Annotated in this window: 15 protein-coding genes; 5 read left to right on the plus strand and 10 right to left on the minus strand. The window is 53.8% G+C overall.

The genetic code is table 11. From position 1 onward, the window contains the following. Window positions 1-56 precede the first annotated feature (56 nt). Window positions 57-1,235 (minus strand): HD-GYP domain-containing protein, encoded by a 1,179-nt coding sequence (locus VA597_RS11300; RefSeq protein ID WP_128742964.1) that lies wholly within the window; start codon window positions 1,233-1,235, stop codon window positions 57-59. A gap of 210 nt (window positions 1,236-1,445) precedes the next feature. On the opposite strand from VA597_RS11300, the gene VA597_RS11305 reads away from it, so the two are divergent. The 5 genes from VA597_RS11305 to clpB all read left to right on the plus strand — a co-directional run bounded on the left by VA597_RS11305 (window position 1,446) and on the right by clpB (window position 6,593). Beyond that, complete coding sequence (locus VA597_RS11305) at window positions 1,446-1,619, plus strand: hypothetical protein (RefSeq protein WP_164919041.1); 174 nt, start codon at window positions 1,446-1,448, stop codon at window positions 1,617-1,619. Between the two features lie 80 nt (window positions 1,620-1,699). Continuing rightward, the gene (locus tag VA597_RS11310; protein ID WP_326974591.1) at window positions 1,700-1,903 is read left to right on the plus strand and encodes a tryptophan-rich sensory protein; all 204 of its coding nucleotides are present in this window, start codon (window positions 1,700-1,702) and stop codon (window positions 1,901-1,903) included. A gap of 48 nt (window positions 1,904-1,951) precedes the next feature. Further along, window positions 1,952-2,932: a D-2-hydroxyacid dehydrogenase gene (locus tag VA597_RS11315; RefSeq protein WP_128742966.1), complete on the plus strand. Its 981-nt coding sequence runs from the start codon at window positions 1,952-1,954 to the stop codon at window positions 2,930-2,932. Window positions 2,933-3,227: 295 nt separating this feature from the next. Next, on the plus strand, window positions 3,228-3,947 hold the full coding sequence (locus VA597_RS11320; RefSeq protein ID WP_128742968.1) for a CopG family transcriptional regulator: 720 nt from the start codon (window positions 3,228-3,230) through the stop codon (window positions 3,945-3,947). A 33-nt stretch (window positions 3,948-3,980) separates the two neighbouring features. Next, a complete protein-coding gene (gene clpB / locus VA597_RS11325) occupies window positions 3,981-6,593 on the plus strand; it encodes an ATP-dependent chaperone ClpB (RefSeq protein ID WP_128742970.1) in 2,613 nt (870 codons plus the stop codon). Window positions 6,594-6,679: 86 nt separating this feature from the next. On the opposite strand, the gene VA597_RS11330 is transcribed toward clpB, so the two are convergent. From VA597_RS11330 to VA597_RS11370, 9 genes are all read right to left on the minus strand, one after another. Next, window positions 6,680-7,255, minus strand: coding sequence for a TetR/AcrR family transcriptional regulator (locus tag VA597_RS11330; RefSeq protein ID WP_128742972.1), 576 nt, complete (start codon window positions 7,253-7,255; stop codon window positions 6,680-6,682). 182 nt (window positions 7,256-7,437) lie between these two features. Further along, on the minus strand, window positions 7,438-7,821 hold the full coding sequence (locus VA597_RS11335; RefSeq protein WP_326974593.1) for a MarR family winged helix-turn-helix transcriptional regulator: 384 nt from the start codon (window positions 7,819-7,821) through the stop codon (window positions 7,438-7,440). Between the two features lie 227 nt (window positions 7,822-8,048). After that, the gene (locus VA597_RS11340; RefSeq protein ID WP_128742976.1) at window positions 8,049-8,888 is read right to left on the minus strand and encodes an Mrp/NBP35 family ATP-binding protein; all 840 of its coding nucleotides are present in this window, start codon (window positions 8,886-8,888) and stop codon (window positions 8,049-8,051) included. A 69-nt stretch (window positions 8,889-8,957) separates the two neighbouring features. Next, window positions 8,958-9,911, minus strand: coding sequence for an NAD(P)H-dependent glycerol-3-phosphate dehydrogenase (locus VA597_RS11345; protein WP_128742978.1), 954 nt, complete (start codon window positions 9,909-9,911; stop codon window positions 8,958-8,960). Between the two features lie 99 nt (window positions 9,912-10,010). Next, window positions 10,011-10,937 carry a cysteine synthase A gene (gene cysK / locus VA597_RS11350; protein WP_128742979.1) on the minus strand — a complete coding sequence of 309 codons (927 nt, stop codon included), beginning with the start codon at window positions 10,935-10,937 and terminating at the stop codon, window positions 10,011-10,013. 180 nt (window positions 10,938-11,117) lie between these two features. After that, entirely contained in the window at window positions 11,118-12,191 is a 1,074-nt protein-coding gene (gene leuB, locus VA597_RS11355) for a 3-isopropylmalate dehydrogenase (RefSeq protein WP_128742981.1), read from the minus strand. Window positions 12,192-12,215: 24 nt separating this feature from the next. Continuing rightward, window positions 12,216-12,698: a 3-isopropylmalate dehydratase small subunit gene (gene leuD, locus VA597_RS11360; protein WP_128742983.1), complete on the minus strand. Its 483-nt coding sequence runs from the start codon at window positions 12,696-12,698 to the stop codon at window positions 12,216-12,218. A gap of 1 nt (window position 12,699) precedes the next feature. Next, complete coding sequence (gene leuC, locus VA597_RS11365) at window positions 12,700-13,974, minus strand: 3-isopropylmalate dehydratase large subunit (RefSeq protein WP_128742985.1); 1,275 nt, start codon at window positions 13,972-13,974, stop codon at window positions 12,700-12,702. Between the two features lie 13 nt (window positions 13,975-13,987). Beyond that, complete coding sequence (locus VA597_RS11370; protein WP_243112495.1) at window positions 13,988-15,526, minus strand: 2-isopropylmalate synthase; 1,539 nt, start codon at window positions 15,524-15,526, stop codon at window positions 13,988-13,990. Window positions 15,527-15,594: the final 68 nt, after the last annotated feature.

The raw sequence follows: 15,594 nt of genomic DNA on the forward strand, positions 1-15,594 counted from the left end.
GAAACCGCCTTCCCTTTCCATGGGGAAGGCGGTTTCAGCTTGATGGAAAAAAAGCGCTATGGAAAGATAAAATTGATATCCTCCACCACCGCTGGCTCGATCAGATGGTCCCCCGCCATATCCTCCATGATCCGGACCGCATCCTCATGCGCCATGCCCCGGCGGTACGGCCGGTCCTCCGTCAAAGCCTGATAAATATCCACACAGGCGAGAATCCTCGAATTGAAATCGAGCCGGTCCTCTATCAGGCCGTATGGATATCCGGAGCCGTTGAGCTTTTCATGGTGATTGGACGCCCACTCCGTGATATCCTCAAAACCCTTGATCATCTCAAGCACCTTTCGGGTATAAAACGGATGCGACTGAATGACGCGGAATTCCCTGCTGTCAAGCTTGCCCGGTTTGTCGAGAATTTCATTCGGCACCGCAAGTTTCCCCAAGTCGTGAAGATCGGCCGCAATCCGCATTTTCCAATAGGTCGTATCGTCAAATTCATAATATTGGCAGATCAAACCCACCTTTTCACTGATGCCCCGGGAGTGTGAGCCGGTAAACGGCGATTTTGCGTCGATAATATTGCTAAAAATCTGTGAAATGATTCGAAGGTTCTGAAAATCCAGCTCCCGGGAAACCTTCGGCAGCATGGAAGTCAGGGAATTCTGAACAAACATGTCGTCCATCCCCAGCCAGAATTCCATATGCCTGCTCATTTCCAGAAACGCTTCCCGGACGACGGGATCAAAAATGCGGGCCTCCTTGTTGACCTGCGAGATAATTTCATCCGGCGTGTAGCCGGAAGCGGACCGGATGGCCACCCGGTCCGCAAGGGAAACCACGCGAGAATACATGGGAATTTCCCTGCCGGAAACGCCGAAAAATCCACTTCCGTCATAATGCTCATGATGATATAAAATCACATTCCGTTCCCGTTTCAGAAAAGGAAATGTTGCGATATTCTTCTCGCCTTCCACGCAGTGCGTGGGGTTTGTCTCCGTGTTGAATTTCTCGCGGGAAGGAGATTCCAACAAAGCCTTCATAACGCCGTTATCATGAAGCAACGAATAGGAAATGAGGTCAAACAGATTTTCATCCGGCATGGAGAGCGCAAGCGCAATTCTTCCGGCTATGTATGCAACCCGCATTCCGTGATTATAATTATTCCGGAGAACCCCTTTTTCCGCAAAATCCAGCGTTCTGGATAGAGAAATCAGAAGCTCGTTGACATTAATTCTCATGTTTTTCAGCATCCTAGCTAGATTTTTTATACGCAGAATTATTATAACAGTTTTTTCCTCGTGATTTTTCCATTTTAAAGATTAAACGACACTTTCACCAGGAACTAGAAAAATCCACCCGGGCAGCTGACCGCTCCGTTCCGACTCCTTCATTTTTCTATTTTATTTTCATAAACTCTGTTAATACTAACCAGCGAAAGGAGGAATTCGATGCAGCACTATGATAATCTGTACGGCTTGATTCAACAGAGCCAGGAAGCAGAGCGGTATTTCCACTCGCTCCCGAATTATGTCCGGGAAGCGATCAATCAGCGGGCGCAAAGTATCAATTCCATTGAAAGTCTCAGAGATTATGCTGAAAACCTGACAAGGGACGATGAGTAAGCTGGCGGAGCTTTCGCTCCGTCAGTTCTTTTAACATATTTCTTCTTCCGTAACATATGCTGCTCCGAGGTGATTGCGGCATGATTCTTTCATTGAAAAAGTTTGGCAGCTTTGCCCCCATGATTGTTTTCTTCCGGAAAATCAACCGGTCTCCCGCACTTCTGCAATTGCCTTACCTGCTCCGGGTCCTGTTTGCGGGGTATCTCCATCTGATGACTGCGATTCCGAACCGGACTTTCCTCCGGCTTGCAGCCAGAAATGATCAACCGTGTTTTGTTTTTTGAAAAGCCGTGATATAATGGGGAAAAATCATAGAATGGAGTATGGATGCCATGGAGAAAAAAACAATTCTCTTCGTTTTACCCGCCGGTTCCAAAGCTGACAAAATTCACCGGGAAAAGCTGCAGGAAACCGCCCCGAACGCTGAAATCATCTTTACGGACAGCAAAGAACTGGGACGGGATCTGATTGCCCGGGCAAATATTCTGATTGGCACGCCTCCCCGTTCCCTGCTGAAATACGCCGCCCGCCTTGAATGGTTCCAGCTGTTCAGCGCAGGGGCGGAACAATACATAGCCCCGGGTATTCTTCCCGAGGGAGTGACCCTCACCAACGCAACCGGAGCGTACGGAAAATCCATGTCCGAATATATGCTGTGTGCGGCACTCAGCCTTTTGCTGGATTTTCCGTATTACCGCGACAACCAGCGGCAGCACCTCTGGCAGGACAGAGACAGATCGAGGCATATTCTCGGCACCACGGCGCTTGTCATAGGGCTCGGAAACATCGGGAGTGAATTTGCCATGCGGTATAAAGCGCTGGGCGGAAAAGTGATCGGAATCAAACGCACGCCGGGAGAAAAGCCGGATTATCTGGACGAGCTATCCACTTCCGACCGGCTGAACGAATTTCTTCCCCGCGCGGATGTGGTGACACTGAGCCTGCCCTCCACCAGCGAAACGATGCATCTGTTCGGCAAAGACAAAATCAGTCTGATGAAACCAAGCGCCGTCCTGATCAATGTGGGCCGCGGGACGGCGGTGGACACCGACGCCCTTTCCGACGCCCTGTACGAGGGCAAAATTTACGGTGCCGCCCTCGACGTGACCGACCCGGAGCCGCTGCCCGCAGAACATCCGCTCTGGAATGCGCCGAACACCATCATTACGCCGCATATTTCCGGCGGCTGGAATGAACATGGAAATCTTGAGCGCATCTTTGAAATCATCTGTGCCAATCTTTCCCGATATTTCAGCGGCGAACCTCTGATCAACGTGGTGGATATGTCCACCGGGTACAGAAGGAACGGCTGAACATCCGCGCGATCATGGCCCGCCGGCTTTTGCCGGCGGGCCATTTGTCATTGGCAAGCATCCTATTTTTTCCTGCTTCAGGTCCTTTCCCTTTTCGGCTCCCTTCCACACGCCCGTTTCAATCAATTTCTGTGCACGGGAGGGATTTAGGAGTGAATATGCTTCCTCTAATAGAAAAAGCCAATTGCCTTTTAAAGGGCCGAAAGGGAGAAATTGCATCTTTTTTGCTGCGGAAGCACGCCGAAAAATGATTGAAGAAAAAATAATAATTTGCAATGTATATTATATAAATTGATTGACAAATTATAAATGCGTGATTATAATTTATTGCAGAAAAGAGGTGGACGAAACGGACCGCAACGTTTATAGTATCGTGCTGTTGGAAGAGTTGGTCGGCGCGGTGGACCGGCTGGCCTGCGAACACGGCATGAGCAGAAGCGGAATGATCAACAGGATCCTGGCCGAATATCTCTCCTATGCGACTCCGGAAGAAAAAATCGGAGATATCTTCAGCTGCATGGAGCATTTCTTTTCTGAAGCCGAAAATTTCCAGGTCCGCTCGCGCCAGAGCGAAACCATGCTCACGGTGCGCAGCGCTCTGATGTACCGGTATCACCCAACCATACGATACGCGCTGGAGCTTTTTCGCCAAAGCGGCTCTGCCATCGGTGAACTGAGAGTTTCACTGAGGACGAAAAATCCCGGGTTGGAAGAACGGCTGACCGAATTTTTTAAATTCCGCAGCAGAATGGAAAACCGATGGCTTGAAACGTATTTCCCCTCTCAGCACGTGCCGTGCGAGATCGGCCCAGGGCGCTTTCACAGAACCTTCCTGACTCCGGCCTCGGAGCGGGACCGCGACGCGGAAGTCATTGCCAAGGCTATTTGCGACTACATTCAGGAATTCGACCGCGAACTGAAGCAGTACTGCGCCGGTTCGGAATCTCCTGTAAAAACGCAGGTGAAACTGGAGTGGGAATACCAAAACCATCTGAAAAAATCCATTATTATTTGACTGATTCGTTGGAATAGAAGGAGGCAGGCAAACATGGACACGCAGAAATTTACGCAGAAATCGCTGGAAGCAATACAGCTCGCCCAGAACATCGCAATCGAAAACAGCAACCTGCAGGTTGGACAGGAACATCTGCTGCTGTCGCTGATGACCCAGCAAAACGGGCTGATTCCGCAGCTGCTTAAAAAAATGGACATCGACACGGACGCTTTTTCGCGCGACGCAAAGGAACTGGTGGAAAAACTGCCCGGCGTGACCGGCCCCGGAAGGGAACCCGGGAAAATTTATGTTTCCGCCGGAACGGACGCCGCGCTGACCGAATCGGAGCGCATTGCAGAACGGATGAAGGATGAATATGTCTCCGTGGAACATCTGATGCTTGCGCTGATCGATCGTCCTGATCCGGACATCCGCACGATCTTCGACCGTTATGGGATCAACCGCAACTCTTTCCTTTCCGCACTTTCGACGGTGCGCGGAAACACGCGCGTGACCAGTGACAACCCGGAGGAGACCTATGATGCCCTGACCAAATATGCGCAGGATCTTGTTTCTCTTGCAAAGAATCACAAGCTGGACCCCGTCATCGGGCGGGATGAGGAAATCCGCAATGTCATCCTCATTCTATCCCGAAAAACAAAAAACAACCCCGTCCTCATCGGCGAGCCGGGCGTCGGCAAAACCGCCATTGCGGAGGGGCTGGCTCAGCGCATCGTAAGAGGAGATGTGCCGAACAGCATTAAGGATCATACCGTCTTTTCGCTGGATATGGGGGCATTGATTGCGGGAGCTAAATTCCGCGGCGAATTCGAGGAGCGCCTGAAGGCCGTCCTGAACGAAGTCAAGAAAAGCGAAGGAAAAATCATTCTTTTTATCGACGAGCTGCATACCATCGTCGGCGCGGGCAAGACCGAGGGAAGCATGGATGCCGGAAACCTCTTAAAGCCGATGCTGGCCCGCGGCGAACTGCACTGCATCGGCGCGACGACGCTCAACGAATATCATCAGTACATTGAAAAGGACGCGGCGCTGGAGCGCCGGTTCCAGCCCGTCATGGTCGAGGAGCCGACCGTGGAGGACACGATTTCCATCCTGCGCGGCCTGAAAGAACGCTATGAAGTCTTTCACGGCGTCAAGATTCAGGACCAGGCCCTGATTGCGGCTGCGGTTCTGAGCAACCGCTACATCACCGATCGCTTTCTGCCCGACAAAGCCATCGACCTGATCGACGAGGCCTGCGCGATGGTCCGCACGGAAATCGACTCCATGCCGACCGAGCTGGATGATATCTCCCGCAGAATTATGCAGAAGGAAATTGAGGAGGCCGCCCTGAAAAAGGATACCGATCCACTTTCCCAAGAGCATTTGGCGCAGATCCGGAAAGAGCTGGCGGACGACCGCTCCCTCTTTAAGGAAATGAAAGCCAAATGGGAAAATGAAAAGCAGTCCATCGGAACCGTGCGCAAGCTGCGCGAACAGATCGAGCAGGTCAACGCGGAAATCGAAAAAGCGGAACGGAATTACGACCTGAACAAGGCGGCGGAACTGAAATACGGAAAGCTGCCGGAACTCTCCAAGCAACTGAAAACCGAGGAGGAGATCGCCGAAAAAACACAGAACAACTCCGATTCGCTCCTGCACGACCGCGTCACCGAGGACGAGATCGCCCGCATCGTCGGGCGCTGGACCGGGATCCCGGTCTCCCGCCTGATGGAAAGCGAACGGGAAAAACTGCTTCGCCTGGCGGACATCCTGCATGAACGCGTGGTCGGGCAGGACGAGGCCGTCCAAAAGGTCACGGATTCCATCCTGCGTTCCCGCGCCGGGATTCAGGACCCAAACCGCCCCATCGGTTCGTTTCTGTTTCTGGGACCGACCGGAGTCGGCAAAACAGAGCTTGCCAAAGCGCTGGCGCAAACCCTGTTCGACGATGAAAAAAATATGGTCCGTATCGATATGACCGAGTATATGGAAAAGTTCTCCGTCTCCCGCCTGATCGGGGCGCCTCCGGGCTATGTCGGCTATGAGGAAGGCGGGCAGCTGACCGAGGCGGTGCGCCGCCACCCCTATTCCGTCGTCCTGTTCGATGAAGTCGAAAAGGCACATCCGGATGTCTTCAACATTCTGCTGCAGGTCCTGGACGACGGCCGAATCACCGATTCACAGGGCCGCACCGTCGATTTCAAAAATACGATCCTGATTCTGACGTCAAATCTCGGCTCCAGCCAAATTCTGGAAGGGATCGGTCCCGACGGTCAGATCAGCGAAGAAGCCAGAAATCAGGTCAATGTTCTGCTAAGGCGCCAGTTCCGCCCGGAATTCCTGAACAGGCTGGACGAAATTGTTTTTTACCGGCCCCTCACGCGTGCCGAGATCGACAAAATCGTCGATCTTCAGATCGCCGCGCTGCAAAAGCGCCTGAACAGCAGACAGCTCAGCGTTCGGCTGACGCCGGCGGCAAGAGAATTCGTCGTCAGCCGCGGGTATGATCCCGTCTACGGCGCGAGGCCGCTGAAGCGGTTTATCCAAAGCAAAGTGGAAACCCTGATCGCAAGGAAAATGATATCGTCTTCCCTCGCTCCGCAGACAGAACTGACCATCGACAGCGACGGCGAACACTTGACCGCAAACGAAAGCCGGTCATAATTTCAAGCCAATCCGATCGGGCAACGCAAAACAACAGGGACTCGGCGAAAGCCGGTCCTTTTTGTTTCAGGCACCCGCTCAAACGGTCAAGCTGAATTTCTGCACTCCCTGTTTAAAACATTTCCATTGTAAAGAAGGTGCTGAAGATACTCAAGCTGAATACGCAGCAGGTAGTCCTCTCCGATGACTCTGTCGCTGATGACAACGCTTAAAAGCAGGAGTAAAACGGCGGACTCCTCCGTATCGTGTGGAAAAGCTCCTTTTTCCAGACCCACCTGCGGGGAAGACAGGATCTTCCTGCTGAACTCATGAATAATCTGAGAGCACATTTTACTGTAATTTGGGCTGGTCAGCACCTGTATAATGAATTTTGCCTCTGCGGAAGTCTTGGAACTAAGCTGGACAAAACGGTCCATTCTGGTTTCCAAGGGCTCCCCTTCTTCTGCCAGAACCTGCAACAGCTGGCTCAATTCCTCCTCCATATAAAGCCGGACACAGTCGACGACGATTTCATCTTTGTTTTTAAAATACTGGTAAATCGACGCTTCGTTTATTTTTGCCGCGCCTGCAAGCTTTTTAATCGGAGTACGGTCAATTCCATTTTCGGAGAATGTTTGTATAAAAGACCTTAAATATTCCTTTTTTCTTTCTTCCCGGTTCATTTCATCCCCTCCATTTCATTCTTCTATTTTAACCATATGATAAAATAAATATTTTACAATTTAGAATTATAATCATATTTTTATATTTTTTTATCATTTTATTTATATTTTAATATTTTTCAAACCGATAACGAAAAAAAATGCCCAATGCGACCATTTTAGACGCATTGGGAAAGAAGATTTTATTCTTTATGACAAGCATCTCCGTCCTTCTCGCACAGGATCAGGCGAATCCGGTTAAAAAGGCGCCTGAGTTCCGCAGTATCCTCCGGCCCCAGTTTTTCCGTAATCTGATTGATCATCGACTGGCAGGATCTCGTGGACTGTTCCAGCTGCCTTGCCCCTGATTGCGAAAGACAGACCAGGATGACTCTCCGGTCTTTTCGGTCGGTGGAACGCCGGATCAAACCTTTCTTCTCCAATACCCTCACCAGTTGGGAAATGGCAGGCTTGCTCATACCGGCGGCCGAACCCAGCTCGGATATTCTGACCCCCGGCAAACTGCCGGACGGCTGGCGGTTCAGCTGATCGACCAGGTTTAAAAAAAAGATTTCCCGTGCCGTCAACCCGGTCCGCGAAGTGAAAAAAGCGCGTACTCTTCTGATTCTTCTAAAAGCTGCCAATACTTCGCAATAATCAACCGGCTCCACTGCAGCGCCTTCTTCCTGTTTTGATCAAATAACCGTCTTTTACTATTATTCACTTGTCGAAGCGATTTGTCAATCAGTGATTGAATGAGAAAATAATAAGTCCGCCTCCCCGACTGGAAAAGCGGACTTGATTCAGAATAAATTCAATCCTGTTTCAGATGTTCCACCGCATCGGCGGCGCCCGAAAGCCACGGGGCCTCGATCTTTTCCGCCTCTCCGGCGTCGCATTCGGCGGCGATCCGGGGGTCCAGCGGGCACCTGCCCAGCACCTTCAGGCCGAATTTCTCCGCCGTCTGCTCCACATGGCTTTCCCCAAAAACAGAAATCTCCTTTCCGCAGTCCGGACATTTGATATAACTCATGTTCTCCACAATGCCGATAATCGGAACCTTCATCATTTTCGCCATGGAAACCGCCTTGGAAACGATCATGGAGACAAGCTCCTGCGGTGAGGTTACAATGACGATCCCATCCAGAGGGATCGACTGAAACACCGTCAGCGGGACGTCTCCGGTTCCCGGAGGCATATCGACAAACAGATAGTCCACGTCTTTCCAGATTACGTCCGTCCAGAACTGCTTGACCACGTTCGCAATGATCGGGCCGCGCCATACGACGGGCGCGTTTTCATCCTCCAGCAGCAGGTTGACGGAGATAATGTCGATTCCCGTGCTGGTTTTCACCGGTACAATTCCCTTTTCATTCCCCAGCGCCTGCTGATGGACGCCGAAGATCTTGGGGATGGAGGGGCCGGTCACATCCGCGTCCAAAACTCCGGTGTGATATCCCCTCCGGTTGAGGCCAACGGCGAGAAGGGAAGTCACCAGGCTTTTTCCCACTCCGCCCTTTCCGCTGACAACGCCGATCACGCGGCCGATTTTGCTCTGCGCGTTCGGCTTTTCAATAAAACTCTGCGGATTTTCGCGCGACGGGCACGATTCCCCGCAGGAGGAACAATCATGGCTGCAGCTTTCTTCACTCATATCAAATAACTCCTTTGTACAACGTACGGACTTCTTTCCTATTCTAAGATTCTATACTAAATTTGTCAACTAAAATTCCATTTTGATGCTGCGCAGAAACAGGTCGGAAAGGACCCGGTTCGGCTCTTCTCCTTTGTTGATCACCCGGTCGACCGCGTCGCTGATGGGGAGCTCTTCCTGATATTGCCTTCCAAGGATCAGCATTGCCTTTGTGGTTTCGACCCCCTCCGCCAGCTCTCCGTAATTTTCCCCGCGGACAAACAGCTCGCCGAAGCGCCGGTTATGGCTGTACGGAGAAAATACGGTGGCCTCGTAATCCCCCAGATGCGCAAGGCCGTAAGCCGTGATTTCGTTGCCGCCCATCTTCCGGATCAGGCGGGCGATCTCCCTCGTGCCGCGCGACATCAGGGCACCCTTGAGCGCCGTTTTGTTCAGGCCGTCCAACATGCCGGCGGCAATGCCGATCACGTTTTTGGAGGCCGCGCCGATCTCGTTGCCGAGCAGGTCGTCGCCATAATAAAATCGGATCAGTTCGCTGGAAAACGCTTCAACCAGATTTTTTTTCACCTGCATGGAGCGGCTGTCGATAACCATGCAATTTGGAATGCCGCGTGTAAAATCCTGAACGTGGCCCGGCCCGACCCAAATGGCGACCGGCGTTCCCGGCTGATACTCCTCAAAGATCTGCGTCAGACGCTTTCCCGTTCCCGATTCCAAACCCTTCATGCAGAGAACAGCGGTCTTTTTCTCAAGGTGATAGGAAGCCAGCTGACCCATCAAAGAACGAAACGACTGCGCGCCGACGGATATGATCAGGATCTCAGATTCCACCGCTTCCCCAAGGTCTGAAGTCAGCGCGACACGGTTGTTCAGGCTGACAAGCCCGTTCGTTCCGCTTTGCCGGAAAGCGGCAAGCCTTTGGGACCCTTCCCGGCCGTACAGCGTGACCCGGTGCCCGATACTGTCCAGATACCACGCCAGAAAGCCGCCCCAGCGGCCGCAGCCGATGACGGAAATCCGCAATTTAATCCACCTCCCGGTTTTTAGTATATCAGTATCATAGCAAAAAAAACGGGGGCGGACAACCGTCCGCCCTCATTTTCCTGAAAGCTCAGATAAAAATCAGTCAAAGACTCCGGTGGAAAGGTAACGCTCTCCTGTATCCGGCAGAAGGGCGACAATCAGCTTTCCGCTGTTTTCCGGCCGCTGTGCCAGCTGAGCGGCGGCAAACACGGCCGCTCCGGAAGAAATGCCGACAAGCAGCCCTTCGCTCCGCGCCAGATGCGCCGTAGTCGCATAAGCATCCTCGTTTGTGACCGTCAGCACTTCATCCAGCAGCTTGACGTCGAGCGTTTCCGGGATAAATCCGGCGCCGATGCCCTGAATCTTGTGCGGCCCCGGTTTGCCCTGGGAAATGACCGGAGAGCCCGCCGGCTCGACGCCGACGACCTTGACCTCCGGGTTGTGCGCTTTCAAAGCGCGCCCCGCCCCCGTCACCGTTCCGCCGGTGCCGATTCCGGCTACAAAAATATCGACTTTTCCGTCCGTGTCCCTCCAGATTTCTTCGCCGGTCGTCCTGCGATGCATTTCGGGATTCGCCGGGTTGACGAACTGCCCCGGAATCAGCGAGTTTTTAATCTGCTCATGCAGCTCATTGGCTTTTTCGATCGCGCCCTTCATCCCCTTGGCCCCTTCGGTCAGAACCAGTTCCGCACCCAGCGCCCCTACCAGACGGCGGCGCTCCAGGCTCATGGTTTCCGGCATGGTCAGGATCAGGCGATAGCCTTTCGCGGCGGCGACAAAGGCAAGGCCCACGCCCGTATTGCCGCTGGTCGGCTCAATCAGGGTGGTATCCTTGTCGATCAGCCCCTTTTCCTCCGCGTCTTTGATCAACGCGTAGCCGACCCGGTCCTTGACGGACGAAAGCGGGTTGAAGGATTCCAGCTTTGCGGCAACCTTGGCTTGCAGGCCCTTTTCACTCTCGAAATTGGACAGCTCGAGCAGAGGCGTATTTCCGATCAGCTCCGTCAGGTTCTTGGCAATTTTCATTGATAATCACTCCTAAAATTTATTTCATAGTATTCATACATAATTTATATGTTTATGTTAATTCTATTATATGCAATGCCGGCGCAGATGTCAAGCATTTTTTAGTTGTTTTACTGACACAGAAAGCGGGATGGCCCTTTGCCATCCCGCTTTCTGTGTTCGGCATTACTGGACGAAGCCTCAAACGGCTTCGGCAACGATCTGAGACATCCGCCTGCAGCCGATTACGGCCTGTCCCTGCGCGGCAATATCGCGGGTGCGGCAGCCGCTGCTCAGGGCCGACTGGACCGCCGCCTCCACCGCACGGGCCTCCTCGTCCATTTTGAACGAAATGCGCAGCATCATGGCGGCGGAAAGAATTGTCGCCAGCGGATTCGCTGCATCCTGTCCCGCGATGTCCGGAGCGGAACCGTGGATCGGCTCGTAGAGGCCGCGGGTTCCGTCACCAAGCGAGGCGGAAGGCAGCATCCCGATCGAACCGGCGGCCATGCTCGCCTCGTCGGAAAGAATATCGCCGAACATGTTCTCCGTTACGATCACGTCAAACTGCCCCGGATCGGATACAAGCTGCATGGCGGCGCTGTCCACCAGTTGGTCACGGTATTCGACCTCCGGGTACTGCCCGCTCAGGCGGTGCATCACATTCCGCCACAGGCGCGAGGTGTCCAGCACGTTGGCTTTGTCGACGCTGACCAGCTTCTTCCGGCGCATCATCGCCTGTTTGAAAGCGATCTCCCCGATGCGCTCGATCTCCTCCTCACTGTATTCCATGCGGTCAACCGCGGATCTTTTTCCGTTTTCCTTCGTCACCGTTTCGCGCTTTCCAAAATAGATGCCGCCCGTCAGTTCGCGCACCATCATCAGGTCGATCCCCTCCGCGACACGATCCTCCTTCAGCGGACATGCCCCGGACAGTTCTTTATAAAGATAGGCCGGACGCAGATTCGCATAAAGCCCCAGCGCCTTTCGAATTCCGAGAAGCCCGCGCTCCGGGCGTTTTTCTGCGGGAATCGGATCCCACTTGGGACCGCCCACCGCGCCGAGCAGGACCGCGTCGGCCTGTTTGCAGACCGCGATCGTCTCCTCCGTCAGCGGCTTGCCGCAGTCGTCGATCGACGCGCCGCCGAGCAGGGCCGGCTCCATGCGGAACCGATGTCCGAACTTTTCCTCCACTCTTTTCAGGACTGTAACGGCACCGTCCACGATTTCCGGTCCGATGCCGTCTCCCCGAAACAATACGATGGTTTTTTCCATTCTATTGCCCCCTTTATTTATGAATCATTTGCTTAACGAATTCAGCAGTCCGTCGGCATGGATGATATTCCGGATAAACTCCGGGAACGGCTCCGCCTGATAGGTTTCGTTCCTGGTTTTGTTTGCAATCACGCCGGTGTCGAAATCCACGGAGATTTGGTCCCCCTGCCGGATCTTCTCAGCGGCCTGGGGGCATTCGAGGATCGCTAGGCCGATGTTGATCGAGTTGCGGTAAAAGATCCGGGCGAAGCTCCTGGCGATCACGCAGGAGACACCGCTCGATTTAATGGCGAGCGGCGCGTGTTCGCGGGAAGAGCCGCAGCCGAAATTGCTGCCGCCGATAATGATGTCACCCGGATGGACTTTCTTCGTGAAAGAGGCATCGATGTCCTCCATGCAGTGCGCTGCGAGATCCTTCGGATCGGAGCTGTTCAGATAGCGGGCCGGGATAATCACATCCGTATCGACGTTGTCGCCATAGACAAAAACTGTTCCGTTTGCCTGCATTTCAATTCTCCTCCTGTTCCAGTTCTTCCGGTGATGCGATTCTTCCAAAAATTGCGGAAGCCGCGGCGACGGCCGGTCCGGCGAGGTAAACCTCGGATTCCGGGTGTCCCATTCTTCCGACAAAGTTCCGGTTTGTCGTCGCAACGGCGCGCTCCCCCTTCGCCAGGATGCCCATGTGCCCGCCGAGGCACGGCCCGCAGGTCGGCGTGGACACGGCACAGCCGGCTTCGACGAAGGTATCAAGATATCCGAGTTTCATCGCTTCCCGGTAAATATGCTGTGTTGCAGGAATGACGATCACGCGGACATCTTCCGCGACCTTTCTTCCCTTCATCAGCTCTGCGGCGATTTTCAGGTCGCTCAGCCTGCCGTTGGTGCAGGAACCGATCACCACCTGATCGATCTTCACATTTTTTACCTCATCAGCCGTCCTGGTATTTGACGGAAGGTGCGGACATGCAACGATCGGGCGAAGCTCCGACAAGTCGATTTCAACCGTCTCATCGTATTCCGCATCCGGATCCGGCTCGTAGATTTTGTAATCGCGGTTCACGCGCCCCTTCATATACTCTTCTGTTTTTTCGTCCACGGGGAAAATGCCGTTTTTGGCTCCCGCCTCGATCGCCATGTTTGCGACGGCAAAGCGGTCGTCCATAGATAGACAGGCAACGCCTTCCCCCGTGAATTCAAGGGATTTGTACCGCGCGCCCTCCACTCCGATCTTTCCGATCAGAGCCAGCACCACGTCCTTTCCCCCGATCCATCTGGACGGTTTTCCCGTCAGGCGCACCCGAAGGGCGGACGGGACCTTGAACCAGCATTCGCCCGTCGCCATGCCGGCGGCCATGTCGGTGGAGCCGACCCCGGTGGAAAACGCGCCGAGGGCCCCGTAGGTGCAGGTGTGGGAATCCGCCCCGATGACGGCCTCTCCCGCGGCGACCAGCCCTTTTTCCGGCAGAAGCGCGTGTTCGATCCCCATGTCGCCGACATCGTAAAAATGGGTGATGCGCTGGCATCTCGCAAACTCGCGGCACTGTTTGGACTGCTCCGCCGCCTTGATGTCTTTGTTCGGCGTGAAATGGTCCAGCACGATCGCGATTTTGTCCCCGTTGAACACCTTTTCGAGTTTGTGCTTTTCAAACTCGTTAATCGCGACGGGAGTCGTGATGTCGTTGCCGAGAACCAGATCCACTTTCGCGCGGATCAGCTGCCCCGCGCGCACCTCCGAAAGGCCCGCGTGATCCGCCAGAATTTTCTGCGTCATTGTCATTGCCATTTTTGATTCCCCCTTATTCCATCCGCGCTTCCATACGGTTCAGCGCGTTGACATACGCCTGAAGGCTCGCGCCGATGATGTCGACGTTCACTCCCCTGCCGCTGACAATCGTCCCATTGGAATTTTTCAGCCGGACGACGACTTCTCCGAGCGCGTCGTCCCCCTCCGTCACGGCCTGAATTGAAAAATTCTCCAGCGTGTATCCCTTTCCCGTCACCGTGTCGATGGCGGAGAGCGCGGCGTTGACCGGACCGGACCCAATGCCGGTCCCTTCCACAATTTTTTTGCCGTCCGGGTGTTTCACGCCCAGTTTCACCATCGCGGAAGCGGAATTGACGGAACTCGTGTTGACCACATAAGATTCCAGCGAGTAAATTTCTTCCAGCTCCATCTTTTCCGCTCCGGAAAGCAGGGCTTCCAGGTCCCGGTCCGTCACGTTTTTCTTTAAATCCGCCAGCTTTTTAAAGTCGGCGAACGCCTCCGCAAGGGCCTCCGCCGAAAGGGTATAACCGAGAGATTTCAGCCTCTCATCAAATGCATGCCGGCCGGAATGCTTGCCCAGAACCATCGTGTTGTGAGAAATTCCCACGCTTTCCGGCGTCATGATCTCATAGGTCAGCCGGTCGTTTAAAACGCCGTGCTGGTGGATGCCCGCTTCATGCGCGAAGGCGTTTGCGCCCACGACCGGCTTGGTCGGACCGATCGGAACACCGGTGATCGCGGAAAGTTTCTTGCAGGATTTATAAATCTTTGTCGTATCCACGCCCGCCGCGGCATCATAATACGACTGCCGGGTGCGCAGCGCCATGACGACCTCCTCCATGGAAGCGTTCCCGGCCCTCTCCCCGATGCCGTTGACCGTGCATTCCACCTGTTCTGCCCCCGCCTGCACGGAGGCCAGTGAATTCGCGACCGCCATGCCGAGATCATTGTGGCAGTGTACGGAAATTTCCGCGTCATCGATTCCCTTTACATTTGCCTTCAGATACGAAATCAAATGGAACATCTCGTTTGGAGTCACATAACCCACTGTGTCCGGCACATTGATCACGTTCGCCCCGCTGGCAATCGCCGTTTCATAGACCTTCACGAGAAAATTCCAATCCGTGCGGCTCGCGTCTTCCGCGGAAAACTCGATGTCCTCCACAAGGCCCTTTGCGTAACGGACCATCTCGGCGGTCTGCCTGAGCATTTCTTCCCTTGTCATGTGCAGCTTGTGCTGCAGGTGAATATCGGAGCTCGCCAGGAACACGTGAATGCGCGGCTTTTTTGCCTCTTTTACGGCATCGAAAGCGACGTCGATGTCCGATTTTGTCGCACGCGCCAGGCTCGCCACCGTCGTTTTTTGTAATAGTGCCGAAATCTGCCGCACAGATTCAAAGTCTTCCGGAGAAGAGACGGCGAAACCCGCCTCGATGATATCAACTCCCAATTCCTCCAGCTGTGCCGCCATTTCCAGTTTTTCCCCCAGATTCATGCTGCACCCGGGGCTCTGCTCGCCGTCGCGCAGGGTTGTGTCAAAAATCTTGATTCTTCTCATGGACTCCGACATACGATTACCTCCATCATTCGAAATGATTTCATCACGATTTGCAGAATCGGGGAAAAACAAAAAACACC

The sequence above is a fragment of the Caproicibacter sp. BJN0012 genome (assembly GCF_035986805.1).
GTDB lineage: Bacteria > Bacillota > Clostridia > Oscillospirales > Acutalibacteraceae > Caproicibacter.

Coding starts and splice junctions, on each gene's coding strand:
- VA597_RS11300 (WP_128742964.1), bottom strand. CDS start 1,235: ATGAGAATTAATGTCAACGAGCTTCTGATTTCTCTATCCAGAACGCTG.
- VA597_RS11305 (WP_164919041.1), top strand. CDS start 1,446: ATGCAGCACTATGATAATCTGTACGGCTTGATTCAACAGAGCCAGGAA.
- VA597_RS11310 (WP_326974591.1), top strand. CDS start 1,700: ATGATTCTTTCATTGAAAAAGTTTGGCAGCTTTGCCCCCATGATTGTT.
- VA597_RS11315 (WP_128742966.1), top strand. CDS start 1,952: ATGGAGAAAAAAACAATTCTCTTCGTTTTACCCGCCGGTTCCAAAGCT.
- clpB (WP_128742970.1), top strand. CDS start 3,981: ATGGACACGCAGAAATTTACGCAGAAATCGCTGGAAGCAATACAGCTC.
- VA597_RS11330 (WP_128742972.1), bottom strand. CDS start 7,255: ATGAACCGGGAAGAAAGAAAAAAGGAATATTTAAGGTCTTTTATACAA.
- VA597_RS11340 (WP_128742976.1), bottom strand. CDS start 8,888: ATGAGTGAAGAAAGCTGCAGCCATGATTGTTCCTCCTGCGGGGAATCG.
- cysK (WP_128742979.1), bottom strand. CDS start 10,937: ATGAAAATTGCCAAGAACCTGACGGAGCTGATCGGAAATACGCCTCTG.
- leuB (WP_128742981.1), bottom strand. CDS start 12,191: ATGGAAAAAACCATCGTATTGTTTCGGGGAGACGGCATCGGACCGGAA.
- leuD (WP_128742983.1), bottom strand. CDS start 12,698: ATGCAGGCAAACGGAACAGTTTTTGTCTATGGCGACAACGTCGATACG.
- leuC (WP_128742985.1), bottom strand. CDS start 13,974: ATGGCAATGACAATGACGCAGAAAATTCTGGCGGATCACGCGGGCCTT.
- VA597_RS11370 (WP_243112495.1), bottom strand. CDS start 15,526: ATGTCGGAGTCCATGAGAAGAATCAAGATTTTTGACACAACCCTGCGC.